Origin of the sequence: Altibacter lentus (assembly GCF_000746845.1) — a bacterium.
Taxonomy (GTDB): Bacteria; Bacteroidota; Bacteroidia; order Flavobacteriales; family Flavobacteriaceae; genus Altibacter; species Altibacter lentus.
This window is the reverse complement of record NZ_KN050846.1, coordinates 3,118,133-3,142,700: the sequence shown is the minus strand read 5'-3', so window position 1 is coordinate 3,142,700 and position 24,568 is coordinate 3,118,133. Positions and strand designations below refer to the sequence as shown.

The window sequence follows — 24,568 nt, the reverse complement described above, 5'->3', positions numbered from 1 at the left end:
CCAATGAACTTTTTTATTTCCTTCGCTCAATCCAAATCGTGTTTTTATAGTCACTCATTGTTTTAGCGGGTGCAAATGTACAACAGTTTTTTAAACCTGCAATACTTTTTAAAAAATAATTTCAAAAAAATTTAGACCGTTGTATTTGCTGCTTTTTATAACAACTATTTGTTCTTCAAAGCGGGTGCAAAGATAGTGTGCTTTTTATCCTGTGCAAACTTAAATCCATATTTTTTTGAGATATTTTTACTACAAAATGATAAGGCTTTGAATGCATTGAACTTAGCGTAAAATTATTTTTTAATCCAGATTATACCTATATATATACACTATTTTTTGCGCTAAGGATTGAGCGGCTGTTTGAGCTCTTTCACTAAACAAGGTTTTGTGAAAAGCGAGCCGCGAAAGCCTGCCCTTTTTAGCTCTAAAAAGGGAGCGCCCAAATTCTTCAATTTCTAAGACTTGTTTAATTATCTCTTGGGATCCTATTGTATAAGGCAGAAACTCGTAGTATCTTTGCCCCTGCCTTTGGGCATCCTATTTAAAATGTAATGTATGATCGATATTACCTTACCAGATGGAAGTGTAAAACAATTTGAAGCCGGCAGTACTCCCATGGATGTTGCCAAGAGCATAAGTGAAGGCCTGGCGCGCAATGTGATTTCTGCCTCTTATAACGGTTCAACCGTGGAAACAAGCACGCCGCTGCACAAGGATGGCTCCCTGGTATTGTACACCTGGAATGATGACAGCGGAAAAAAAGCTTTTTGGCACTCTTCTGCGCACATTCTTGCACAGGCTTTGGAAGAATTATATCCCGGCGTAAAGTTGACCATTGGTCCGGCGATTGAAAACGGATTCTACTATGATGTGGATTTTGGTGCTGAAACGGTTTCTGAAAAGGACTTGCCTACTATTGAAGCTAAGATGCTTGAGATCGCTAGAGGTAAACATGAATTCTCTATAAGAGAAGCCTCCAAGGCTGAAGCGCTTTCCTATTATAAAGAGCAAGGGAACGAATATAAGGTTGAACTGATCGAAGCGTTAGAGGACGGCAGTATCACTTTTTGTGATCACGACACGTTCACCGATCTGTGTCGCGGGGGACATATTCCCAATACCGGGATTGTAAAAGCGGTGAAGCTCATGAGCATTGCAGGTGCCTATTGGCGCGGTGATGAGAACAACACGCAACTAACGCGTATCTATGGAATTAGTTTTCCGAAGCAAAAAGACCTCACTGAATATTTAGAGCTTCTGGAAGAAGCAAAGAAACGTGACCACCGTAAGCTTGGGAAAGAATTGGAATTATTCACTTTCTCCCAAAAAGTGGGTCAGGGATTACCGCTTTGGCTACCTAAAGGAGCAGCCTTGCGTGAGCGCCTGGAGAACTTCCTTAAAAAAGCACAGAAAAAAGCCGGTTATGAAATGGTGGTCACCCCACATATCGGTCAGAAAGAATTGTATGTTACCTCCGGACACTATGCAAAATACGGGGCCGACAGTTTTCAGCCCATCCATACCCCTAAGGAGGATGAAGAATTCCTGTTGAAACCCATGAACTGTCCGCACCACTGCGAGATCTATAAGAGCGGCCCCTGGTCGTATAAAGATCTCCCCAAACGATATGCAGAATTTGGAACGGTCTATCGCTATGAACAAAGTGGTGAATTACACGGTTTAACCCGCGTACGTGGTTTTACACAGGATGATGCACACCTTTTCTGCACGCCCGACCAATTGGATAAGGAGTTTAAAGATGTGATCGATCTGGTGCTGTATGTGTTCGGATCCTTAGGTTTTGAGAATTTTACCGCACAGGTTTCACTGCGCGACCCCAATACGCCGGAAAAATATATAGGCAATGTTGAGAACTGGGAAAAGGCGGAAGCTGCTATTTTAAGTGCTGCCAAAGACAAGGGATTGAATTACGTTGTTGTGGAAGGAGAAGCGGCATTCTATGGTCCTAAACTGGATTTCATGGTGAAAGATGCACTGGGCAGACAGTGGCAATTAGGAACAATACAGGTGGATTACAACCTACCGGAACGCTTTGAGTTGGAATATAAGGGCAGTGACAATGAAATGCACCGACCCATCATGATTCACCGTGCTCCTTTTGGAAGTATGGAGCGATTTATTGCAATATTACTGGAGCATACTGGAGGTAATTTCCCATTATGGCTCATGCCGGAACAGGTTGCAATCTTGTCGTTAAGCGAAAAATATGAAAAATACGCTCAAAAAGTTTTAAATTTGCTTGAAAATGACGAAATTCGCGCCCTTGTAGATAATAGGAACGAAACGATTGGCAAGAAAATACGGGAAGCTGAAATGAAAAAGCTTCCATACATGTTGATCGTAGGTGAGCAGGAAGAAAAAGATGGTACAGTTTCTGTGAGGAAACATAGCCATGGAGACTTGGGCACGATGACCATTTCTGAATTTTCGGAATTAATTAACACCGAAATTCAAAAAAATATCGTAGAATTCAATGTGTAACCATAATAATTTATAGTCATAGCAATACGAAGAAAAAGAAGCAGGGGCCCGGCAAGGGTCATTAAAGAAGATCAACACAGGATCAACCGAAAAATCCGTGCCGAAGAAGTGCGTCTCGTTGGAGACAACGTAGAGATAGGAGTATATCCTTTAAAGAAAGCGCAAGAGATTGCCGAAGAGCAGGAATTGGACCTGGTAGAAATTTCTCCTAATGCAAACCCTCCGGTTTGTAAGGTTATGGATTATAAAAAATTCGTCTACGAGCAGAAGAAGCGAGAGAAGGCGATGAAAGCCAAGGCGACCAAGGTCACCATTAAAGAGATTCGGTTTGGACCGAATACCGATGATCACGATTATGAATTCAAGAAAAAGCACGCCGAGAAATTTTTAAAGGATGGCGCCAAATTGAAAGCCTACGTGTTCTTTAAAGGGCGTTCTATTATTTATAAAGATCAAGGTGAGATCCTTCTGCTTAAGTTAGCTCAAGAGCTTGAAGACTATGGAAAGGTAGAACAAATGCCAAAATTAGAAGGGAAACGGATGATCATGTTCATTACCCCAAAAAAGAAATAATACTTCCTCAGAGAGGAGGACAACGATAAAGCGAAGTAATACTAAAAGAAGAAAACATGCCGAAACAAAAAACAAAATCCAGTGCTAAGAAGCGTTTTAAGCTTACAGGTACAGGTAAGATCAAAAGAAAGCATGCGTTTAAAAGCCACATCTTAACAAAGAAGTCTAAAAAACGTAAGCTTGCATTGACTCATGATACTTTGGTGCATGAGGCCGATGAGAGTAATGTTAAACAAATGCTTCGTTTGAAGTAATCGTTTAACCGGTTAACACAAATTAATAACCCTGGAGTTGGGCTACAAAAAAGACATAACGTCTATGTAAATAAAGTACACGTTTAGGTGTCGCCTGCTACAAAAAACAATTAAATTATGCCAAGATCAGTAAATTCAGTTGCTTCAAGAGCCAGAAGAAAAAAGGTAATGAAGCAAGCCAAAGGATACTTTGGAAGACGTAAAAATGTATGGACCGTTGCTAAGAACGCTGTTGAAAAAGCAATGTCGTACTCATACAGAGACCGTCGCGCAAAAAAGAGAAATTTTAGATCCTTATGGATCACCCGTATCAATGCGGGAGCACGCCAGCATGGCATGTCTTATTCTCAGTTTATGGGGAAACTCAAAGCTAATGACATCGAATTGAACCGTAAGGTTCTAGCCGATTTAGCGATGAACCATCCGGAAGCTTTTGAAGCGATCGTAAACAAAGTAAAATAAGATAATCTAACATTATTATTTCGCCCAAACCCGCTCTTTCCGAGCGGGTTTTTTATTGTTCCGTCGTTCCCCTTATTTTCCTTTTGCCTTCTCACTAACAAAGTTTCCGTATCTTAGTAAAAATCTTCGAATGGATTTACGAACCTTTGTTCTTTTCTGTGGGTTACTGTTTTTAGGACCTATGCTACTTGCACAAAAAGGGACCGGTAAATCGTATCGCATCGATCGTTATTCTTCAATCTATTTGCCGTTAGGAAAGATCTCTTTCGCCGATAGTATTGTTAGTTTTACTATGGGGGATCCTCCGCCCCTCGAAAAGTATGCCGATCCACAACAATCACTTCACGAACCTAACTACAAAAACTATCACTCGGCAAAATTCCTTTCATTAGGCTGTAAGGGAAGTATAACTCTGGCATTCACCGATAATGGCTTTATGAACCTTCCGGGAAACGACCTCTACATCTTCGAAGTAGGACCATCGAAAGAGTCGGCCAAGATCGAGATCTCTGTAGATGGTAATGAATGGCTCTATGCGGGTACCATTGCCGGCGGAAAATCTATTATCGATCTCAGCGACGAAAATATCGAGACCGAAACTGTTTTCTACTATATGCGTATCACCGATCTACAGGACCTTTGTAAAAGTAAAAGCGCCGGGGCCGATATCGATGCCGTAGGTGCCATCAACAGCGTTATAAAACTTTCTATCAATGCCGATGTTCTCTTCGATGTGGCCGAATTCAAACTGAAGCCCAGCGCACAACAAACGCTCGACACTCTTACACAACTCATTAAACAAGTGGACAAGGCAACTATCGTTGTGGAAGGCCATACTGATAGCGATGGTACGGATGCGTCAAACATGACACTTTCGGAAAATAGATGTTATTCAGTGGTCGATCAGCTACGAGCATTGCTCGGGTTTGAAGCATTGTACGATTATGAGATCCGCGCTATGGGGGAATCTCAACCCAAGGCAGACAATGATACTCCGGAGAACAAACAGCGGAACAGACGTGTAGAAATCACTGTCTTGCCTCCCAAAGATTACTATGACGCCCTACCTCAGGGGGATTAGGTCTTTTGTTTCTTCTTCTTGGCAGCCGGGAACAACACATTGTTCAATATAAGTCGGTATCCGGGTGAATTCGGGTGCAAGGCCAATTCGGTTTTAGCATCCCCTACTCTATGCTGATAATCTTCCGGGTCATGTCCTCCGTAAAACGTGAAGAATCCTTTCCCTTTTATTCCGTGGATATAACGCGCTTCATTATTAGATTTGTTCTGCCCCATAATCAACACATTCGCTTTTATCTGATCGCTGTCGTAGGAAGTTGTCTGTCCCATAAATCCTTTTACCAAAGATGTATGGTTTTGGACCAACATACAAGGAATAGGATCCCATTTAGCACTGTAATCCATCAAAGAGAAATAATCGGTCTCCTTTGCGATACTGCGTTTATTGGTCATATCAATAGATGAGAACTCATAGACCATTGGGCTGCGTTCCAAAATAAAATCGGTAAAAGCGAAGGTACGGCTATAGTCGATCTTACTTTGATAGCCGGGTTCGCTGGGATCCCCGTCGAACATGGGTTCGCAAATATCGACACCTTCTGCCGCCAATGCAATATCAAAACTGTCGGTCGCACTGCACATGGCAAACATAAAACCGCCACCTATCACATAATCCCTGATCTTTAAAGCCACATCTCTTTTTGCTTCGGAAACTTTTGTATAGCCCATTTTAGAAGCAAGTGCTTCGGCGCGTTCCTTATCTTCAATATACCAAGGAGCAGCACGATAGGCGCGATAAAACTTTCCGTATTGACCCGTGAAATCTTCGTGGTGTAGGTGCAGCCAGTCGTAAAGCAGTAATTGATCACCCATGACCTCTTCATCGTAAATGATGTCGTATGGAATTTCAGCATAGGTTAGCACCATGGTAACCGCGTCATCCCAAGGTTGGTTACCTTTAGGTGAGTAGACCGCGATCCTGGGAGCCTTTTCGAGTGAGACCGCTTCCATATTTTGTGACGGACTGCTAATTTCTGATAGTATCTGTTCGGTAGCTGCATCGGAGATCACTTCAAAGGAAACGCCTCGAATCTGACATTCTTTTTTTATTTCTTCGGAATCAGGCAAAAGGAAGGATCCGCCGCGATAATTGAGCAACCATTTTGATTTTACCTGTCGTTCCAGAGACCAATAGACAATTCCGTAGGCTTTTAAATGCTCTTTCTGGGATTCGGCATCCATGGGTATCAAAATATAGGAAGCATACGCCTGCCAGGTGAATACGAACAGAAAAAGAAGGGATATGATTTTTTTCATTTTATAAATATAGCTATTTAAAAAAGAGATTCCTGCCCCGGCAGGAATTCTATAACGTCAAAATTTAAGCCAAAAAGAGTATTCTTAACGGATTATTTTAGAAATGTGACCTTAGAATGGCACATCGTCGTCCCCATCGGCCGGTGAGAGATCATCGTTCATAGAACTACCGAATGCTTCTCCCGGAGAGGGCAGATGACTTGTCTTAAACGTATCATCATTTGCAGCATCGTTCATACGGGAATGGATCTCTGTGGGGAAGTCGAAGGTTTCCAGATTTTCGAAACGCCCCAAATGTCCCACAAATTTAAGTTTGATCTCGTCCAGTCCACCGTTACGGTGCTTGGCTACAATAAATTCGGCCTGTCCGGCTGTAGGCGTGCGTTCTTCATCATCCCACTCATCGATCTTGTAATACTCCGGTCTATAGATAAATGAAACAATATCTGCATCCTGCTCGATCGCTCCCGACTCACGAAGGTCGGATAACAACGGACGTTTGCTACCCCCTCGGGTCTCCACAGCCCGACTTAGCTGCGAGAGGGCGATGACCGGAACATTAAGTTCTTTGGCCAATGCTTTCAGGTTTCGGGAAATAGTAGAAATTTCCTGTTCTCTGTTCCCTCCTTTTTGGCTGCCTCCTGCAGTCATTAATTGCAGGTAATCGATCATGATCAATTTGATTCCATGTTGAGATGACAATCGGCGTGCCTTTGCACGCAGGTCGAATATGGACAACGAAGGTGTATCATCAATAAAGAGCGGGGCTTTTTCCAAACCCTTTACCTTCACATTTAATTGTTCCCACTCGTGTTTTTCGAGGTTTCCGGTACGTAGTTTTTCTGAACTGAGACCCGTTTCAGAAGAGATCAAACGTGTGATCAATTGCACCGAAGACATCTCCAGCGAGAAGAATGCTACCGGAATGTTGTGTTCCACAGCAATATTTCGTGCCATGGATAGCGTTAGGGCCGTCTTACCCATACCCGGACGGGCAGCTATAATGACAAGGTCACTGGGTTGCCAACCGGATGTAAGCTTATCTACTTTTGTGAATCCCGACGGGATGCCCGAGAGACCTTCTTTGTTGGCGATCTCCTCAATTCGTTTCTTTGCCTGGATCACCAAGCTTTGAGCTGTTTCGGAAGAACGTTTTATATTCCCTTGCGTAATTTCGTATAATTTTGACTCGGCATTGTCCAGTAGGTCAAACACATCGGTAGTTTCATCGTATGAGTCCTCAATGATCTCATTCGATATTTTTATTAAACTTCGCTGTATGTATTTCTGAAGAATGATACGCGCATGAAACTCAATGTGTGCAGAAGATGACACTTTTTGGGTAAGTTGTACCAAGTAAAACTCTCCTCCCGAAGCTTCCAGCTTTTGATCCTTCTTCAGTTGACTGGAAACGGTTAATAAGTCCACGGGTTCACTATTCTCGAACAAAGTATGAATCGCTTCGAAGATATGCTGGTGGGACTCTTTGTAGAATACTTCGGAGTGAAGAATATCGATCACCTCATCAACTCCTTTCTTGTCGATCATCATTGCTCCTAACACAACCTCCTCTAAATCAGTAGCTTGCGGAGGCAATTTTCCTTTTTCAAGCGAAATTACCTGTGACGGTCGGGCCGAAAATGAAGTGTGAGGTTTCAGTTTTTCCATTGAGCGAATGTAAAGAAAATGTTAAGAGCGGAACGACTTTTTTAAAGAACGATGTTCACCGGTCGTTAACAATTTAACTGTTGAAAACTTTGATTTATTGTTAATAAGGTACAAAAAAAACCGAAGCTTTCGCGTCGGAATTTTGAAAGGGTTTGGTATGATTGAAATTAGGATTTGAACTCACCCATTTTAGAATATTTTTCCATTCGGGTATTGACCAATTCTTTTGGTGATAAGTCTTTTAATTCCAAATATACCTTTTCGATGGCGTTGGCCACGGTAGTGTAGGTCTTTTCCTTATCACTATGGGCGCCTCCCACAGGTTCTTTCACGATCAGGTCAATTAGGTTTTGTTTTTTCATATCACTGGCGGTTAATTTAAGCGCTTCAGCGGCTTGTTCTTTAAACTCCCAGCTTCGCCAAAGAATGGACGAACAGCTTTCGGGAGATATCACAGAATACCATGTATTCTCTAACATAAGTACCCGATCTCCTACGCCAATCCCTAAGGCCCCTCCACTGGCACCTTCCCCAATGATCACTACAATAATAGGCACTTTAAGACGTGTCATCTCCAAAATATTTCGAGCGATCGCTTCTCCCTGTCCGCGTTCTTCTGCCTCTAATCCGGGAAAAGCACCCGGAGTATCAATTAGGGTAACTACGGGCACCCCAAATTTTTCGGCAGATTTCATTAGACGTAATGCCTTGCGATAGCCTTCGGGGTTTGCCATTCCAAAATTTCGGAATTGTCTGGTTTTTGTATTATACCCTTTTTGTTGACCAACGAACATATAGCTTTGGTCTCCAATTTTTCCCAGTCCGCCCACCATGGCTTTATCGTCTTTGAAATTTCGGTCACCATGCAATTCCAGGAAAGAATCCCCACAGATCGCTTTGATGTAATCCATGGTATAGGGACGGTTGGGATGACGGGAAAGCTGAACACGTTGCCAAGGCGTGAGATTCTTATAGATCTCCTTCTTGGTTTCGTTCAATTTTTTTTCTATCTGTTTACAGGTATTGGTAACATCAACATCGCTGTCTTCTCCAATCTGGCAAGCTTTGTCGTATTGCTCCTGCAGTTCTTTAATAGGTAATTCAAAATCAAGATATTCCATAGATCACTCCTTGAAGTATTGTTTGGCTTAGCTTACAAAGATAAAATTTTGTTTTTAGTCAGCACCCAATCGTCTTTTTTTTCTTTCCAATTTCATTTTAATGATTCCATTCGCCACGACTGTCAAGATAATTATAGCAGCGCCGTAATAGAACTGTGGGCTCATATTCTCTCGATCTCCTAAGATAAGAAGCGCCAGAATGATTCCGTAGACCGGTTCCATATTTATGGTTAGCATCACTGTGTAAGGACTAATCCATCTCATTACATGCACTGAGGCGATAAATGCATACGCAGTACATGCTGAAGCCAGAATAAAAAGATACATCCAATCACTGGAAGACAACTGAAAAAAGGAAACGTTGAAGCTTCCGCTAAAGACAAGGTAGACCGAAATACAAAGCATTCCGAAGAGTAATTCATAAAAAGAGATAGCCGTGGCACTATATTGTAAGGCATACTTTCCATTGATTACCGAAAACAGAGCCCCCAGAAAAGCCGAGCTTAAGGCAAGAACAATCCCCCAAAAATAATCTCCTTCCACATTGAAGATCACATAAAGCCCCACGACCACTAACATTCCGAAGAATACCTCATACCCAATAATCTTTCGTCGGTACAACAAAGGTTCGAGAAGTGAAGTGAAGAACGCCCCTGTTGACATGATCGCCAATGTCACTGAAACATTAGAAACTTTTATGGCGCCAAAAAAAGCCAGCCAATGAAGCGCTATGATCAATCCTGCTAGAAAGAATCCGGCCAGGGTGCGATATGTAAAACGAAGATCGATTTTTTTCCAACGCACATAGATATAGATCAAGGCAGCTGCCAGCAACATCCTATACCACACCAGTGGAATGGCATCAATAGATATCAAGGCTCCCAACACTGCCGTAAACCCCCAAATAAAAACAATGAAATGAAGGTGCAGGTAATTGAGAAGTTTATCGTTTCGCATTTTTAAGCAGATAAATGGCTAAAATACCAAATAGAATATTGGGAAACCATGTTGCAATAAAGGGTGAGAAACTACTCTGCTCTGCCATGGTGCCAAATATCTTATCGAAAAAGATAAAGACCATTCCAATACTTATCCCGATGGCAAGATTCACTCCCATACCACCACGGCGTTTCATGGAAGATACCGCAACTGCGATGATTGTTAAGATATAGGCCGAGACCGGTAGGCTCCAGCGTTTATATCGAACCACCTCATATCTATTTATATAACTGGACCCCCGCTCCTTTTCTCTTGCGATAAAATCGTTAAGTTCTGTAAAATTAAGTGTTTCGGCTATGTACTCCACAGGCGTAAGGTCTTCCAGTTCAAAAGAGAACGTGGTGTCGAGTTTCACTTCGCTTTGAAGTATATCCTCGTTCTCACCTATGGTTCTTTTGGTATAATTATACAAGGTATAGGTACTATCCTTCTCGTTGTATTTAATACGACTGGCGGCCAATTTATAGGTCATTTTATTACCTTCGAAATGTTCCAGTGTAAAATTGTTACCGGACATTTCTTTAACATTAAAATAGCTTACATAGATGTAATCATTGTCATTGATCTGCCGGTATACGTTATTTTGCTGTCGGTCTTTCTTGTTGTTCTTTAAATACTGAAACGTAAACTCATTAAAACCCTTACTTGCCATAGGGGCCAGATACATTCCCATGATCAAGGCGCCTATACATACGATCGTAGCACCAATCATATAGGGTCGAAGAAATCGATAATAAGACACCCCGCTACTTAAAAATGCAATGACCTCGGTATTGTTTGCCAACTTTGATGTAAACCAAATAACCGATAAGAAAAGGAACAGCGGAAAGAGTAGGTTTGCAAAGTATACGGTAAAATCCAAGTAATACTTCGCCACCTCAATAAAAGGAACTTCATTGGCCAGTATCTTATCTATTTTCTCTGCAAGATTAACGGTAATGCCAATGGGGATAAAAAGCAGTAACAGGAGCACGAAGGTTCCCAGGTATTTTCGCAATATGTATCGATCGAGAATACTCAGCATACTAGTTACAGGCGTTTATCCATTTGAGCCACCATTTTGTTTTTCCAAGAGGTGAAATCTCCGGCTAAGATATGTTTTCTCGCCTCACGAACCAACCAGAGGTAAAAGCCCAGATTATGGATGGTGGCGATCTGTCTACCAAGCATTTCGTTCACGGTAAACAAGTGACGCACATAAGCTTTACTGTAGGCTGTGTCTACCCAGGTAATATCCATCTCGTCGATTGGAGAGAAATCGGCTTCCCATTTTTTATTCTTAATATTTATGGTCCCGTGCGCCGTAAAAAGCATCCCGTTTCGACCGTTTCTTGTAGGCATGACACAGTCGAACATATCAATACCCAAAGCAATGTTCTCTAATATGTTAATAGGTGTGCCCACGCCCATAAGATAACGCGGTTTATCTTGTGGTAGTATTTCGGTGACCACAGCGGTCATTTCGTACATCTCTTCGGCCGGTTCGCCTACTGAAAGTCCACCAATAGCATTTCCTTTTGCTCCTACCGAAGCTATATACTCTGCAGATTGTTTTCTAAGATCCTTATAAGTGCTTCCTTGAACGATGGGGAAGAAGGTTTGTTCGTAATCGTATTTAAGAGGTGTTTTCTCTAAATGTTTAAGGCATCTTTCCAGCCAACGGTGCGTCATGTGCATGGACCGTTTGGCGTAATTATAGTCACAAGGATACGGAGTACACTCGTCAAAAGCCATAATGATATCGGCACCTATGCTCCGTTGAATTTCCATCACATTTTCCGGTGTGAAGACGTGGTAGCTTCCGTCTATATGGGATTTGAACTTTACCCCTTCCTCTTTGATCTTCCGGTTTGCCGAAAGCGAATATACTTGATACCCCCCGCTGTCGGTTAGGATGCTCCGGTCCCAGTTCATAAACTTATGGATTCCGCCGGCTTTTTCCAGTATATCGATCTGTGGCCGCAAATACAAATGGTAGGTATTGCCCAGAATTATATCGGGGTTGATCTCTTGAGTCAATTCTCTTTGATGCACGCCTTTCACCGTTCCCACCGTACCCACAGGCATAAAGATGGGAGTTTCTACGGCACCATGATCTAAGGTGATGGTTCCTGCCCGTGCTTGACTGTGTGTATCTTGACCCTCTATTTTAAATTGCATGCCTTATTTTTTCTGAAAGGGCAAAGATACTATCTATCGCAGGATAAACTTACGAAGCAACTGAAGAATTTTTCAGAATCCCCGCTGGATCAAAAAGAAAAATCTTTCCGAAGCGAATACCCGCGTTACACTTGTTAACTAAAAATATCAAATCGTTAATAACTGCTCTCTTTTCACCTTGTAAGCCCCTACTGAAACCCGTACTTTTGAGACTTAATTTGATACGATCAACATGCCAGATTTTAACTATCTTAATGATTTAGTGGTTCAGGTACGCAGAGACATTCTGCGACAGGTACATAAGGTGAATTCGGGTCATCCGGGAGGTTCCTTAGGTTGCACCGAGTTCTTTGTCGCTTTATACCAGGTACTCATGGAACGCAAAGAAGGATTTGATATGGATGGAACCGGAGAAGACCTGTTCTTTCTATCCAATGGCCATATCTCACCAGTATTCTATAGCGTATTAGCACGATCGGGCTACTTTCCGGTAGAAGAATTAAATACCTTTCGCTTACTGAATTCAAGACTTCAAGGACATCCAACAACTCATGAAGGGCTTCCTGGAATTCGTGTTGCATCAGGTTCATTAGGACAAGGAATCTCTGTCTCCATTGGTGCTGCTGAAGCAAAAAAACTAAACAAGGATCAACATCTAATTTACACGTTGTGTGGTGACGGTGAGTTACAAGAAGGTCAGAACTGGGAAGCAATCATGTATGCCGCCGCCAATGCTGTAGATAACCTCATTGTTACCATTGACCTCAACGGTCAGCAAATTGACGGAGCAACCAAAAATGTTCTGCCCCTTGGTAACCTAAAGGCAAAATTTGAAGCGTTTGGCTGGGAAGTTCTGGAGATCGAACAAGGAAATGATCTCGAAGCCGTTGTTGAAGGGATGAAACTTGCGAAAGATAAGACAGGTAGAAAAAAACCTGTATGTGTGCTTTTGCATACAATAATGGGTAACGGGGTCGATTTCATGATGCATACACATGATTGGCATGGAAAGGCTCCCAATGACGATCAACTAGAGGTGGCCTTGGGTCAAAACCCGGAAACCTTAGGCGATTACTAATTTCGAATTTAAAAGATCACCCGTTCCATCGGGCAATAGTTATGAAAAAATATACAGACAGCGGTAAAAAAGACACCCGATCTGGGTTTGGTGACGGACTCACGGCATTGGGGAAAACACATGAAAATGTGGTGGCCTTATGTGCCGATCTTACAGGATCTTTAAAAATGGATGCCTTTAAAGAGAACCATCCCGAACGTTTTTTTCAGGTGGGTATCGCAGAAGCCAATATGATGGGGATCGCCGCAGGATTGACCATAGGAGGTAAAATACCGTTTACCGGTACTTTCGCTAATTTTTCTACCGGACGTGTATACGATCAAATACGACAGAGTATTGCGTATTCCGGAAAGAATGTGAAGATCTGCGCCTCACATGCAGGAGTGACCTTAGGAGAGGATGGAGCGACCCATCAAATACTAGAAGATATAGGATTAATGAAAATGTTGCCGGGAATGACAGTGATCAACACCTGTGATTACAACCAGACCAAAGCGGCAACCTTGGCCATAGCCGACCATAAAGGGCCGGTATATTTACGTTTCGGAAGACCTAAAGTAGCCAATTTCACGGCTCCCGATCAATCCTTTAAAATAGGTGAAGCTGTTCACCTTCAAGAAGGGGCCGATGTCACTTTGGTGGCGACGGGACATTTGGTATGGGAAGCGTTGCAGGCAGCAGAGACCTTATACGAACAAGGCATATCTGCCGAAGTGATCAATATACATACCATTAAACCCCTGGACAATAAAGCGATACTTAACAGCGTTAAAAAAACAGGCTGCATTGTTACTGCCGAAGAGCACAACTTCTTGGGCGGACTTGGTGAGAGTGTGGCCAGAGTTTTAGCCGAAAGTACCCCAACTCCACAAGAATTTGTCGCTACAAAAGATACCTTTGGCGAATCAGGAACACCCGAAGAGCTAATGGATAAATATGGTTTAAATGCCGAAGCAATCGTGAAAGCGGCACTAAAAGTGATTGCACGCAAGTAATATCTTTTTTTGCGCCTGTCACGTGATAGGAGAAACCAAATCAAAAAAAAAGCCTCGCAATGCGAGGCTTTTTTAATGGCTACTTTTTTTTATTAATTGTCCGGATCCAGATAGTCCGGGGTTCCGTCACCATCCTGATCATGAAAAACAATGGCGGTAATAATCACTTGGCCGGTAGCACTATTGATCTCCCGATTTACTTCCACTTCAAGGGGTTCCAGAACAGGCTCCTCGTCTCCTTCATTAATGGTGTATGTATTAACGGTAATCTCATTCTTTGTTAAGCGACCATCGTTCTCATCGTCGGTATCGCCATAATTTGGCACTCCGTCGTTATCGGTATCGTCGTCTTCTTCCCATCCGTTGTTATTAAGGTCTTCAAAAGGTGTCGGGATGCCGTCTTCGTCTTGATCCCCGTATTGGGCTTCATATACTTTAAATGAAAAGATCAATTGATCGTAGAGTGCAATGATACTACCAGGAGGGTTGTTAAAATACCCAAGTCCTGAAGGAACAAAAACTGCGCCTACTCCAAAATTCTGAAAATCTACAGTACCGTCACTATTAATAATAGGTTCACCTTCGGCCGTGTTGAACTCGATCAAACCGTCCTGCAAGCCATTCAATATTGATGTTAGATCAAATCGTATAGGTGCATTGGCAGAATCGAACAGGGTTAAGTCCAGTTTTCTCCCTTCGAACTCTAAAGTCACAATGTCTGAAAACTCCACTTTTTCACCGCCGCCCTGACGTACATTCAAATAATAGAGTTTATACGAAACATCGGTATCAATACGGTCTTTTACCGTTTTAAACTCTACTTGTTCTATTAAAGGGGTCTTATTGGCGTTATCACCAACAAGGCTATCGAATTTTATCACGTAATCGAAGCCAATGGGAGGATTCTCAAACTCTTCGTAATTGTAAAAATGGGTTTCGAGAAAGGATTCAATATCGGTAAGTGCCACAAGGGACTCCTCACCGCGATCTCTAGGTGGTGTTATATTATCATCACCATCATCATTCTTGCATGCAGATACGATGAGTAATGTAAACACAAGAAAAGGTATTACTAAAAAAGCTTTTTTCATTCTATCATTTTTGAGGGCGCAAGATACAATTTTCAGTTATTTTTGCTCTAATGATTAACGGAGAATTAAGGGTATTTGTATGAGAGTTGATAAATATTTGTGGTGTATACGGTATTTCAAATCCCGAAGCATTGCCACGAATGCCTGTAAAAAAGGCAGTGTTCGCGTGAATGATGATATTGTGAAGCCCTCTCGGGAGGTATATCCCGGCGATACAATCACCCTTCGTAAAGATCAGATCAATTATCAATTGGAAGTACTTGATCTCCCGGAAAGTAGACTGGGCGCTAAATTGGTGGATATGTATCGAAAAGACACCACACCTAAAGAAGCTTTTGAAAGTCAAGAGCTTCTAAAATATGCCAAGGATTATTACCGTAAAAAAGGCGTAGGCCGTCCCACGAAAAAAGATCGAAGGGATCTGGACGATTTTACAGATTCGGAGCAATTGGACTCCTAACACTATTTACTATCTTTGACAAAAACAATGGGCATGGAACATTCCAATACGATCATTCTTGACAAAAAACAGATCGCACATAAAATTAAACGTATTGCCTATCAGGTCTACGAGACCAATGTAGAAGAAAAAGAAGTGATCATTGCCGGGATACGAAACAACGGTTTTGAATTTGCCAAAAAACTAAAGAAGGCAGTCGAATCGGTTTCACCGCTAAAAGTGACCCTTTGCGAGGTGTTTATTGACAAAAAGAAACCCACGAACCCTATACGCACAAGCTTGGACCCTTCAGACTATACCAACAAATCCTTATTATTAGTAGACGACGTGCTGCATTCCGGGACCACATTAATCTACGGAGTAAAGCATTTTTTGGAAGTTCCCTTGAAACAGTTCAAGACTGCTGTACTCGTGGATCGAAATCATAAGAAATTCCCGGTAAAAGCAGATTTTAAAGGGATCTCTTTATCGACCTCTCTCAATGAAAATGTTTCGGTTGTTTTCGAAAAAAACAACGACAGAGCCATCCTAGAATAGTTTGGAGACGATCTCCTCGACGACGGCAGCTGTATTTTTTTCTGAAGTATCCACCACAAAGGACGCCTGATTATAATAAAAGGAACGTTCGAATAGGTGTTTCCTAATAAAATCTTTTAAGACCGCCGAATCCTGAAGGTGTGCAATGAGCGGTCGTGACTCGCGTTCAGAATCTAATCGACTTGTAAGCACCTCCAAGGAAGTTTTTAAATAAACGGTCGTCACATCCTGGCGTTTTAGCAACCAGGCCATGGTATCTCCGTAACAGGGCGTGCCGCCGCCGGTGGCTATCACACCAATTTCGGCATCTTCTATCAAGTTTTTAAGTACTTCGTTCTCCTTTCTTCGGAAGTAGATCTCGCCTTTGCTCCGGAACAATTCACTTACATAACTTCCCTCCTTTTCCTCAATGGCCGTATCCAGATCGATAAAATTAGTGTTCAGGGTTGTGGCAAGACGTTTTCCTACGGTCGATTTTCCGCTTCCCATGTAGCCAATAAGTACGATTATCATGATGCTCTTCTCTTTAATTACTGAAGGTTCAGGCGATTCTAATTATTTCTCAAATTTAATTTAAAATAGCTTTGAAAAATAAATTTAATGATAGTATATTTGCACCCGCCTACCGAGAGGGAGGCATATAAAGGAAGACCTGGTAGCTCAGTTGGTAGAGCACCTCCCTTTTAAGGAGGTGGTCCTGGGTTCGAGCCCCAGCCAGGTCACCAAAAAAGTTAAACCCCTCGGTTTAACTTTTTTTTTACCGCTGCGCAGGCTACTTTATATGTATTGTGCAGTGTATGCATCCACCCGGGTGCTGGAATTGGTAGACAGGCACGGTTGAGGGCCGTGTGTACTCGTTACGTGTGGGTTCAAGTCCCATCCCGGGTACAAAAAGCCATCTTTGAGGATGGCTTTTTTTATTACCATACGGTGATGTTATTGAAATTCATCTTACGATACAGGCAGTTGCGAAAGCTCTTTTTTTTGCCGTCCCTCTCCTCGACGACGTTTCCACCATTTTATGACCTCATACCAGATCACAGATGCCAAACCAATGACCAGACACAGGATTATTTGACTCGTTGTTAGCCGTTCGAACTCAAAAAATGAAGCAAAGGGTGGGACCAATAAAAGCAATAGTGCAATAGTTACCGTTAACCCGATGATCCATGGAACCAGTCGATTTTTATACTTAAAGGTTGTAAAGACGGAATAGTAAAATGAACGATTTACAAACGTGAGAAAAATGTTTGCTGTAATTAATGTAGTGAATACCATGGTTCTGGTGATCGCTTCGGAAGCACCGGATCTTACCGCAATTTGATAGGCCAATAATGTTCCGATTGTAATTACAAGCCCCTGTATCACACTGGTAATTAATTCCTTCCAGTTAAAGAAAGTAGCTGAATACGGGCGGGGATCCCGCTGCATCGTATCTTCTTCCATAGGTTCATTCTCGTACACAATGGAACAAGTGGGTCCCATGATCAATTCTAAAAGGATCACATGTACGGGAGAAAATATATTGGGATACATCCATCCCAATGCCAACGGGAGCAATACGGTAAGAATAATAGGGATGTGAATAGAAATAATATATTGTATCGCCTTTTTCAAATTCGTATAGATCTTCCTACCCATCCCCACCGCTGTCACCATTTTGGAAAGATCGTCTTTTAAAAGTACCAGTGAAGCAGCCTCTTTCGCTATTTCGGTACCTTTTTTCCCCATGGCAATTCCAATATGGGCAGCCTTCAATGCCGGTCCGTCATTTACACCATCCCCGGTCATTGCGACTATTTCGCCATTTAATTTTAAAGTATTGATGATCTTGAGTTTTGCCTCAGGAAACATACGTGTAAATAGCATTGTTCTAGAAAGGACTTTGGACAGTTCTTCCTCCTGCATGTGCATCAATTGATCTCCAGAAATGTGTTTTTCAAAACCTTTAAATCCGGTTTGTTTGGCAATGGCAATGGTCGTTTCTGCGATATCTCCGGTAATGATCTTTACATCGATACCCGACGCATAGAAAGCTTCAAAAACCTCGCGAATGTGTTCTTTGGGCGGATCGTAAAATGCCACCAAGCCTCTAAATTGAAACGAAAAATCCTGTTGATGTACTGGCCAATTAGGTCCCATAAAGAAACTCTCACCCACCCCCAACACACGGTATCCCTGTAATGCAAATTGTGCTACTTGTTGCATCACTTCTTTCTTCGCTTCTTCGTGTAATGTTGAAACAGCCAACAAAGCTTCAGGAGCGCCTTTGGCTGCAATGATCTGTTCTCCTTTTGTGTTTTCAAAGATATGGGTCATCATGGGGGGCTTTCCTGCTAAGGGATATTCATGTATCATGCGATAGTGCTCACGTTCATCTTTTGAAGTTCTTTCAGCATATACTGCATGCAGGGACCGTTCCATAGGATCGAAAGGAATGGGTTCACTGGCCCACATGGCTATGGTGATAAGGTCCATTTCGTCCGCAGTAACTTCCTCTGTAATTGAACCCACACGACCCGATTCGATGGAATAAAGCTTATCGAGACGCATCTCATTTTGAGTAAGCGTACCCGTTTTATCAACACATATAACGGTGGCGCTTCCCAGTGACTCAACAGTTTTCATTTGTTTTACGATCACGCCCTCTTTCATAAGCCGCCAGGCACCCATAGCCATAAATGTTGTAAAAGCCACAGGGATCTCTTCCGGCAAGATGCTCATTGCCAAAGTGAGTGCTTTTAGCAGGCTGTCCAAGATGTTCTGCGTGTTGCTATAATTAATCCCCCATACGATTATAAAGACAAGGGTTCCCAGGACGACCATCTTCTGTACAAAATTATTTATCTGTAGTTCTAACGGACTCTTCTCTAAGGTCAACGCCTCAATGCTCTTGCCAATGTCTCCCAACATTGTAGCATTCCCTACCGCGGTTATGAGCGCAACCGCCAGGCCTCCTGAAACTTGTGTGCCTTTGTACACTTTATTATGCTGCGGGTTTTCATCTTTAAATACAGCAAATGACTCCCCCGTCAGAACCGATTCGTCCACCGAAAAATCGTTTGAATGAACAATGATTCCATCGGCGACGATCGTCCCTCCTTCTTCCATAATGCACGCATCTCCAATAACAACATCCTCACTGGAGATTTCAACTACCTTTCCTTCCCGAATCACTCGACATTGCGGCTGTACGATCTTTTTTAAACTTTCAATCGCATTGCGACTCCTGGAATCCTGAAAAAGAGAGATGGCAGCCACCAGTATAATAGCCGCCGCCAGGAAGATACCATCCCCTGTATTGCCCGTTACGAAGTAGATAGTAGCGGTTACCAAAAGGAGCACCACCATGGGTTCTTTGAGTAAACTCCACACCATTTTTAGGAGGGGATTGCCCTTTTTCCCTTCTAGCTGATTCCTACCGTATTTCTCCCGGGATCGTTGTACTTCTGCTTCTGAAAGGCCTTGTATATTTAGATGTTCTATAGCCATATTTTAAAAAGAACTTCACACGTCTCTCACGATCAAATATAGCAACGAACAGCATGGCGCCCTATGATATCGCTCATGGAACTTCTGTTCATTACTTATTCTGAAAAATTAAACAATTTAACTTCGTGTTCCATATCTTTTTAGTACTTTCACCTTATACTACAACTGAAGCATGACAGTTAAAACAGAATTCAGCATCAAGGATCTTGAAAATCTAAGCAGCGTTAAAGCACACACGATCCGGATCTGGGAAAAGCGCTACAATCTTCTGGACCCCGACCGCACCGATACCAATATTAGGACATATCAGCTTGAAAATCTAAAGAAGCTTCTTAATGTCACGTTCTTATACGATAAGGGGTATAAAATATCGAAGATCGCAAAACTTTCAGAAGAAGAACTGTTGGCGCTGGTACAAAAGGAGGCCGCCCTCGATCAAGAAGAATTTGCGATCAAGGCACTGAAAACTTCCATGTTCGATTTCGATTATGCGTTGTTCAACGCTACCTACGATCAATTGTTGGAAACCCATGATTTTAGAAGTCTATTCTTTGAGGTCTTTATCCCACTACTTACCGACATTGGAATGCTGTGGCAAACGGGTACGATCGATCCAGCACACGAGCGCTTTATCTCTGAGCTTATTAAGCAGAAAGTGATTTTAAACATTGAGCGGGCGCAACAGAACTTTGAAAAGAAACACGACCCGATCTTTGCGCTTTATCTTCCTTACGAGGAAATACATGAAATTGGATTGCTCTATGTGAACTACGAACTTATAGCTTCCGGTTTTAAATCGATCTATCTAGGTGCTAACATTCCTTTGGATAGCTTATTCCATGTGCTGAAACACCACCCTACCATCACCTTTATCTCGTACTTTACGGTACAACCCGAACGATCCACCTTGCCGGAATACTTTCAAGAATTCCAATCATCGGTTTGTTCTTCTGCCAATTGCTCCCTTTGGATCATGGGATCCCAGACTCACGCACTTGATCCCAAACAATTACCAAAATCGGTCACCAAGATCGCCTCTGTGGAACAATTACGTTCCCGATTGGAAACACTAAAAAAATCATAAAATTAGTCCGGAGAAGACACTTCTGTTTAAATATTACCTATTTTTGTTAAACAAACAATGAAAGACATCGTTATTATAGGTTCCGGATTCTCCTCCCTTGCCGCGGCCAGCTACTTAGCACGCGACGGACATACCGTGACCATATATGAAAAGAATGCTACTGTTGGCGGGAGGGCACGGCAGCTTCAGAAAGAGGGATTTACCTTCGACATTGGCCCTACTTGGTACTGGATGCCCGATGTCTTCGAACGATTTTTTTCAGACTTCAATAAAAAACCATCCGATTATTACGAACTCATAAAATTGAATCCTGCCTACTCCGTCTATTTTGGCACAAATGATTTTATTACCATTGAAGACACCTTAGAAAAGATCTGTGCTGCTTTCGAAAAAGAGGAGCCGGGAAGTTCGGTAAAACTTCGTGGGTTCATGGCAGAGGCACAGGACAATTACAACATTGCTATTAAAGATCTGGTCTACAGACCGGGCGTTTCACCTTTGGAATTGGTGACACCTGTGACCGTGAAGAAGATAGGGCAGTTCTTCAGCACCATCAGTAAGGAAGTCCGAAAGGAATTCGACAATCCTCGATTGGTCTCCATTCTTGAATTTCCGGTGTTGTTTCTGGGTGCAAAGCCTTCCAATACACCCGCTTTCTATAGTTTTATGAACTATGCTGATTTTGGACTTGGAACGTTCCATCCAAAAGACGGAATGTATACGGTAATTGAAGGAATGAAAACGCTTGCTGAAAGCCTTGGGGTAACCATCAAGACCCAACAGAATGTTGAGAAGATCGTTGTAAAAGACAAAAAAGCAATAGGTATTAAGGTAAATGGAGAAACGATCCCGGCCGACGTGGTATTGAGCGGTGCCGATTATCATCACACCGAGACCCTTTTAGAACCAAAATACCGCCAATATACCGAAGCCTACTGGAAGAAAAAGACATTTGCCCCTTCTGCCCTTTTATTCTTTGTAGGCTTTGACAAGAAATTAGCGAATGTAGCACACCATACCTTGTTCTTCGATGTCGATTTTCAGGCACATGCCAAGGATATTTACGATGAGCCACAATGGCCGGAGGAACCACTTTTCTATGCCAGCTTTCCTTCCATTACCGATACCAGCGCAGCCCCGGAAGAAAAAGAAGCAGGTATCTTCTTAATTCCGCTTGCACCCGGCTTGGATGATATCCCTGAATTGCGAGAGGAATATTTCGATAAAATAATGGAACGATTTGAAAGACTTACCAACCAGGAAGCCAAAAAATACGTTATATTTAAAGAGTCTTTTTGTATCAATGACTTCGTGGAGGCCTACAATTCATACAAAGGAAACGCCTACGGGTTAGCCAACACCTTGCTGCAAACGGCTTTTTTAAGACCGAAACTGAAGAGTAAGAAGGTCCGTAATTTGTTCTTTACAGGACAGCTAACGGTTCCGGGACCGGGAGTTCCGCCATCACTCATCTCCGGCAAATTAGTGGCCGGACTTATACAAAAAGAACAGTAGAACACCGAAACGTATGCTAAGGTCTTCTGAAAAAAAATTGAGATGAAAGAATTATTTGATATCGTATCCCAAACTTGCAGCAAGAAAGTAACGCACACCTACAGCACTTCCTTTTCTTTGGCTACTAAAATGCTTGCGCCTTCTATTCGGCAGCACATTTACAACATTTATGGATTTGTTCGGTTTGCCGATGAGATCGTAGATTCCTTTCACGATTACGATAAGGAGACTTTATTTCAGCGGTTTGAGCAAGATCTGGAGCATGGCCTTTCAGAAAAGATAAGTTTAAATCCTATTCTCAATTCTTTTCAGCATACGGTGCATGCTTTCGGAATAGAACGCGACATGATCGACGCCTTTATGCGCAGCATGCGGTTCGATCTTACCAAAAGCGTCTATCGTACAGAAGCGGAGTACCAAGAATATATCCACGGTTCTGCCGATGTCGTGGGACTGATGTGCCTGAAGGTATTTGTGCAGGGAGATGCTGAAAAATACGAACAGTTAAAAGAATCGGCCATGCATCTGGGATCGGCATTTCAAAAAGTGAACTTCCTGCGTGACCTGAAAGCGGATTACGAAGGTTTGAGCCGCACCTATTTTCCCAATACCAATTTGGAAGCGTTGGATGAACTTTCTAAAGAGGCGATCATCAACGATATAGAGGAAGATTTTAGAAAAGGGTATGAAGGAATCCTTCAATTACCTGCCGAAGCGAAATTTGGCGTTTTTATGGCGTACCGTTACTATCGGCGGTTGTTAAAGAAATTACGCAGAACCCCCGCCGTGGATATTAAAAACACTCGTATTCGCGTTCCTAATTATGAAAAGTTCGGGTTGTTGACACGAAGCTATGTGAAGTACCAATTGAAGTTGGTACGATGATGGAGCTAGGCGTTTGTGAAATTATTAAATTGAAGCTTTAATTTAGACATGGATATTGTTTTTTGGATACTTATATTTTTAGGCACCTTTAGTGCCATGGAATTCATGGCATGGTTTACCCATAAGTACATCATGCACGGTTTTTTATGGAGTTTGCATAAGGACCACCATCACAAGGACCACGGCAGCTGGTGGGAGCGTAATGATTTCTTCTTTATCTTCTACGCAGCCGTGAGCATTGGTTGCTTTGTGGGATGGCAGTATTACGGCTTTTGGGCCGGTCTGCCTATTGGATTGGGGATCTTTGCTTACGGAATCACGTATTTCTTTGTGCATGACATCTTTATCCACCAACGATTTAAGCTTTTTAGAAATGCGAACAACTGGTATGCCCGCGGGATACGACGTGCGCACAAGATCCATCACAAACACTTAGGGAAAGATAAGGGAGAATGCTTCGGAATGTTGGTGCCTCCTTTAAAGTATTTCAAAAAATAGCAGAATGAACTATCTGTATCTGTATTTGAATATAGGTTCCTTCCTTATTCCTTTCTTATTCAGTTTTCACCCCAAGCTTCAGTTCTATAAAAAATGGCGTTCGCTTTTTACAGGTATTGCCGTGATGATGGTCTTCTTCATTTCATGGGATGTGATCTTTACCCGCAATGGTATCTGGGGATTTAACGACGCTTATATTACAGGCTACAAATTGCTCAACCTTCCCATTGAAGAATGGCTTTTCTTTATCTGTATCCCCTATGCGTGCATCTTTACACATTATTCCTTGCAGTATTTCTTTCCGAAGGGATCCAACACCGGCTTTTCTTTTGCCTTTTCTGAAAAGACCACCCGTATCTTCTACGTACTGCTGCAAAGTGTATTGATCGTATCGCTCTGGTATTTCTACGATCGTTGGTATACACTTATTAATTTCTGCTATACTATTCTCATACTGGGACTTGTTTTTAATTACCAAAAGGAGGTGCTTTCTACTTTTCTGCCTACCTTTTTGGTGATCCTACTCCCCTTCTTTTTGGTGAACGGAGTCCTTACCGGAAGCTGGATCGAAGATCCTGTCGTATGGTACGATAATACAGAGAATATAGGGCTTCGTATTGGAACCATTCCTGTTGAAGACAGTGTGTATGCTCTGGGTATGCTTTTAACAGTGTTGGGGTGGATGGAATGGAAAAAGGTTAAAATTTAAGTGTTGGATGTTAAAAGCAGTAACAGCATTTTGGAACAGTCCGAACACTGGCGCAACCAACGAAACAGGTTTTACCACGCTTCCGGGCGGTATTATTAGTATTCCCTTTTAGATCACAGTTTAAATGAATATGGGTATTACTGGAGCT

Annotated in this window: 23 protein-coding genes and 2 tRNA genes; 16 read left to right on the top strand and 9 right to left on the bottom strand. The window is 42.4% G+C overall.

The annotated features are described in order from the left end of the window. Positions 1–555: 555 nt before the first annotated feature. The 5 genes from thrS to JS40_RS14975 all read left to right on the top strand — a co-directional run bounded on the left by thrS (position 556) and on the right by JS40_RS14975 (position 4,872). Positions 556–2,502 carry a threonine--tRNA ligase gene (gene thrS, locus JS40_RS14670; protein WP_034261801.1) on the top strand — a complete coding sequence of 649 codons (1,947 nt, stop codon included), beginning with the start codon at positions 556–558 and terminating at the stop codon, positions 2,500–2,502. Between the two features lie 60 nt (positions 2,503–2,562). Continuing rightward, positions 2,563–3,075 (top strand): translation initiation factor IF-3, encoded by a 513-nt coding sequence (gene infC / locus JS40_RS14665; RefSeq protein ID WP_262482559.1) that lies wholly within the window; start codon positions 2,563–2,565, stop codon positions 3,073–3,075. Between the two features lie 56 nt (positions 3,076–3,131). Then, positions 3,132–3,329, top strand: a complete 198-nt coding sequence (gene rpmI, locus JS40_RS14660; RefSeq protein ID WP_034261796.1) for a 50S ribosomal protein L35 — start codon at positions 3,132–3,134, stop codon at positions 3,327–3,329. A gap of 117 nt (positions 3,330–3,446) precedes the next feature. Then, a complete protein-coding gene (gene rplT, locus JS40_RS14655) occupies positions 3,447–3,791 on the top strand; it encodes a 50S ribosomal protein L20 (protein WP_034261793.1) in 345 nt (114 codons plus the stop codon). Positions 3,792–3,921: 130 nt separating this feature from the next. Then, complete coding sequence (locus JS40_RS14975; protein WP_084677521.1) at positions 3,922–4,872, top strand: OmpA family protein; 951 nt, start codon at positions 3,922–3,924, stop codon at positions 4,870–4,872. On the opposite strand, the gene JS40_RS14640 is transcribed toward JS40_RS14975, so the two are convergent. From JS40_RS14640 to tgt, 6 genes are all read right to left on the bottom strand, one after another. Next, positions 4,869–6,128, bottom strand: a complete 1,260-nt coding sequence (locus JS40_RS14640) for a hypothetical protein (RefSeq protein WP_034261789.1) — start codon at positions 6,126–6,128, stop codon at positions 4,869–4,871. The two genes, JS40_RS14975 and JS40_RS14640, sit on opposite strands and share 4 nt — an antisense overlap. Before the next feature lie 111 nt (positions 6,129–6,239). Then, positions 6,240–7,796: a replicative DNA helicase gene (gene dnaB, locus JS40_RS14635; protein ID WP_034261786.1), complete on the bottom strand. Its 1,557-nt coding sequence runs from the start codon at positions 7,794–7,796 to the stop codon at positions 6,240–6,242. Positions 7,797–7,963: 167 nt separating this feature from the next. Next, complete coding sequence (locus JS40_RS14630; RefSeq protein ID WP_034261783.1) at positions 7,964–8,917, bottom strand: acetyl-CoA carboxylase carboxyltransferase subunit alpha; 954 nt, start codon at positions 8,915–8,917, stop codon at positions 7,964–7,966. Between the two features lie 54 nt (positions 8,918–8,971). Continuing rightward, positions 8,972–9,874, bottom strand: a complete 903-nt coding sequence (locus JS40_RS14625) for a DMT family transporter (protein WP_034261780.1) — start codon at positions 9,872–9,874, stop codon at positions 8,972–8,974. Then, positions 9,861–10,937: an LptF/LptG family permease gene (locus JS40_RS14620; RefSeq protein WP_034262645.1), complete on the bottom strand. Its 1,077-nt coding sequence runs from the start codon at positions 10,935–10,937 to the stop codon at positions 9,861–9,863. Before JS40_RS14620 ends, JS40_RS14625 begins: the two co-directional genes overlap by 14 nt. Positions 10,938–10,945: 8 nt before the next feature. Next, on the bottom strand, positions 10,946–12,076 hold the full coding sequence (gene tgt, locus JS40_RS14615) for a tRNA guanosine(34) transglycosylase Tgt (protein ID WP_034261778.1): 1,131 nt from the start codon (positions 12,074–12,076) through the stop codon (positions 10,946–10,948). 232 nt (positions 12,077–12,308) lie between these two features. On the opposite strand from tgt, the gene JS40_RS14610 reads away from it, so the two are divergent. Next, entirely contained in the window at positions 12,309–13,154 is an 846-nt protein-coding gene (locus JS40_RS14610; protein WP_034261775.1) for a transketolase, read from the top strand. Between the two features lie 41 nt (positions 13,155–13,195). Beyond that, positions 13,196–14,149, top strand: a complete 954-nt coding sequence (locus tag JS40_RS14605; protein ID WP_034261773.1) for a transketolase family protein — start codon at positions 13,196–13,198, stop codon at positions 14,147–14,149. Between the two features lie 92 nt (positions 14,150–14,241). Here the strand turns inward: JS40_RS14605 and JS40_RS14600 are convergent, their stop codons facing one another. Then, positions 14,242–15,240, bottom strand: a complete 999-nt coding sequence (locus JS40_RS14600) for an FKBP-type peptidyl-prolyl cis-trans isomerase (protein WP_051957644.1) — start codon at positions 15,238–15,240, stop codon at positions 14,242–14,244. Positions 15,241–15,319: 79 nt separating this feature from the next. On the opposite strand from JS40_RS14600, the gene JS40_RS14595 reads away from it, so the two are divergent. Continuing rightward, the gene (locus JS40_RS14595; RefSeq protein ID WP_034261770.1) at positions 15,320–15,700 is read left to right on the top strand and encodes an RNA-binding S4 domain-containing protein; all 381 of its coding nucleotides are present in this window, start codon (positions 15,320–15,322) and stop codon (positions 15,698–15,700) included. A 33-nt stretch (positions 15,701–15,733) separates the two neighbouring features. After that, entirely contained in the window at positions 15,734–16,237 is a 504-nt protein-coding gene (locus tag JS40_RS14590; RefSeq protein ID WP_034262639.1) for a phosphoribosyltransferase family protein, read from the top strand. Here JS40_RS14590 and JS40_RS14585 read toward each other — a convergent pair. Further along, entirely contained in the window at positions 16,229–16,750 is a 522-nt protein-coding gene (locus JS40_RS14585; RefSeq protein WP_034261767.1) for a shikimate kinase, read from the bottom strand. The genes JS40_RS14590 and JS40_RS14585 overlap by 9 nt on opposite strands. A gap of 136 nt (positions 16,751–16,886) precedes the next feature. On the opposite strand from JS40_RS14585, the gene JS40_RS14580 reads away from it, so the two are divergent. After that, a tRNA-Lys gene (locus JS40_RS14580) sits at positions 16,887–16,962 on the top strand. Between the two features lie 80 nt (positions 16,963–17,042). Continuing rightward, positions 17,043–17,125: transfer RNA gene (locus JS40_RS14575), tRNA-Leu, on the top strand. Positions 17,126–17,188: 63 nt separating this feature from the next. On the opposite strand, the gene JS40_RS14570 is transcribed toward JS40_RS14575, so the two are convergent. Next, positions 17,189–19,729 carry a cation-translocating P-type ATPase gene (locus JS40_RS14570; RefSeq protein WP_051957642.1) on the bottom strand — a complete coding sequence of 847 codons (2,541 nt, stop codon included), beginning with the start codon at positions 19,727–19,729 and terminating at the stop codon, positions 17,189–17,191. A gap of 172 nt (positions 19,730–19,901) precedes the next feature. Here JS40_RS14570 and JS40_RS14565 point away from each other — a divergent pair, with 172 nt between their 5' ends. Genes JS40_RS14565 through JS40_RS14545 form a run of 5 tightly spaced genes read left to right on the top strand, consistent with a single transcriptional unit; the run spans position 19,902 to position 24,420 of the window. Beyond that, entirely contained in the window at positions 19,902–20,813 is a 912-nt protein-coding gene (locus tag JS40_RS14565) for a MerR family transcriptional regulator (RefSeq protein ID WP_034261764.1), read from the top strand. Positions 20,814–20,870: 57 nt separating this feature from the next. Beyond that, a complete protein-coding gene (locus JS40_RS14560; RefSeq protein WP_034261762.1) occupies positions 20,871–22,328 on the top strand; it encodes a phytoene desaturase family protein in 1,458 nt (485 codons plus the stop codon). 42 nt (positions 22,329–22,370) lie between these two features. Next, positions 22,371–23,213, top strand: a complete 843-nt coding sequence (locus JS40_RS14555) for a phytoene/squalene synthase family protein (protein WP_034261759.1) — start codon at positions 22,371–22,373, stop codon at positions 23,211–23,213. 48 nt (positions 23,214–23,261) lie between these two features. Further along, entirely contained in the window at positions 23,262–23,711 is a 450-nt protein-coding gene (locus JS40_RS14550; RefSeq protein WP_034261757.1) for a sterol desaturase family protein, read from the top strand. A gap of 4 nt (positions 23,712–23,715) precedes the next feature. Next, positions 23,716–24,420 carry a lycopene cyclase domain-containing protein gene (locus JS40_RS14545; protein ID WP_034261756.1) on the top strand — a complete coding sequence of 235 codons (705 nt, stop codon included), beginning with the start codon at positions 23,716–23,718 and terminating at the stop codon, positions 24,418–24,420. Positions 24,421–24,568: the final 148 nt, after the last annotated feature.

What these genes read in the sequence shown, in the direction of transcription:
- thrS (WP_034261801.1), top strand. Translation starts at nt 556, where the DNA reads ATGATCGATATTACCTTACCAGATGGAAGTGTAAAACAATTTGAAGCC.
- rpmI (WP_034261796.1), top strand. Translation starts at nt 3,132, where the DNA reads ATGCCGAAACAAAAAACAAAATCCAGTGCTAAGAAGCGTTTTAAGCTT.
- rplT (WP_034261793.1), top strand. Translation starts at nt 3,447, where the DNA reads ATGCCAAGATCAGTAAATTCAGTTGCTTCAAGAGCCAGAAGAAAAAAG.
- JS40_RS14975 (WP_084677521.1), top strand. Translation starts at nt 3,922, where the DNA reads ATGGATTTACGAACCTTTGTTCTTTTCTGTGGGTTACTGTTTTTAGGA.
- JS40_RS14640 (WP_034261789.1), bottom strand. Translation starts at nt 6,128, where the DNA reads ATGAAAAAAATCATATCCCTTCTTTTTCTGTTCGTATTCACCTGGCAG.
- dnaB (WP_034261786.1), bottom strand. Translation starts at nt 7,796, where the DNA reads ATGGAAAAACTGAAACCTCACACTTCATTTTCGGCCCGACCGTCACAG.
- JS40_RS14630 (WP_034261783.1), bottom strand. Translation starts at nt 8,917, where the DNA reads ATGGAATATCTTGATTTTGAATTACCTATTAAAGAACTGCAGGAGCAA.
- JS40_RS14625 (WP_034261780.1), bottom strand. Translation starts at nt 9,874, where the DNA reads ATGCGAAACGATAAACTTCTCAATTACCTGCACCTTCATTTCATTGTT.
- tgt (WP_034261778.1), bottom strand. Translation starts at nt 12,076, where the DNA reads ATGCAATTTAAAATAGAGGGTCAAGATACACACAGTCAAGCACGGGCA.
- JS40_RS14610 (WP_034261775.1), top strand. Translation starts at nt 12,309, where the DNA reads ATGCCAGATTTTAACTATCTTAATGATTTAGTGGTTCAGGTACGCAGA.
- JS40_RS14605 (WP_034261773.1), top strand. Translation starts at nt 13,196, where the DNA reads ATGAAAAAATATACAGACAGCGGTAAAAAAGACACCCGATCTGGGTTT.
- JS40_RS14600 (WP_051957644.1), bottom strand. Translation starts at nt 15,240, where the DNA reads ATGAAAAAAGCTTTTTTAGTAATACCTTTTCTTGTGTTTACATTACTC.
- JS40_RS14595 (WP_034261770.1), top strand. Translation starts at nt 15,320, where the DNA reads ATGAGAGTTGATAAATATTTGTGGTGTATACGGTATTTCAAATCCCGA.
- JS40_RS14590 (WP_034262639.1), top strand. Translation starts at nt 15,734, where the DNA reads ATGGAACATTCCAATACGATCATTCTTGACAAAAAACAGATCGCACAT.
- JS40_RS14585 (WP_034261767.1), bottom strand. Translation starts at nt 16,750, where the DNA reads ATGATAATCGTACTTATTGGCTACATGGGAAGCGGAAAATCGACCGTA.
- JS40_RS14570 (WP_051957642.1), bottom strand. Translation starts at nt 19,729, where the DNA reads ATGGCTATAGAACATCTAAATATACAAGGCCTTTCAGAAGCAGAAGTA.
- JS40_RS14565 (WP_034261764.1), top strand. Translation starts at nt 19,902, where the DNA reads ATGACAGTTAAAACAGAATTCAGCATCAAGGATCTTGAAAATCTAAGC.
- JS40_RS14560 (WP_034261762.1), top strand. Translation starts at nt 20,871, where the DNA reads ATGAAAGACATCGTTATTATAGGTTCCGGATTCTCCTCCCTTGCCGCG.
- JS40_RS14555 (WP_034261759.1), top strand. Translation starts at nt 22,371, where the DNA reads ATGAAAGAATTATTTGATATCGTATCCCAAACTTGCAGCAAGAAAGTA.
- JS40_RS14550 (WP_034261757.1), top strand. Translation starts at nt 23,262, where the DNA reads ATGGATATTGTTTTTTGGATACTTATATTTTTAGGCACCTTTAGTGCC.
- JS40_RS14545 (WP_034261756.1), top strand. Translation starts at nt 23,716, where the DNA reads ATGAACTATCTGTATCTGTATTTGAATATAGGTTCCTTCCTTATTCCT.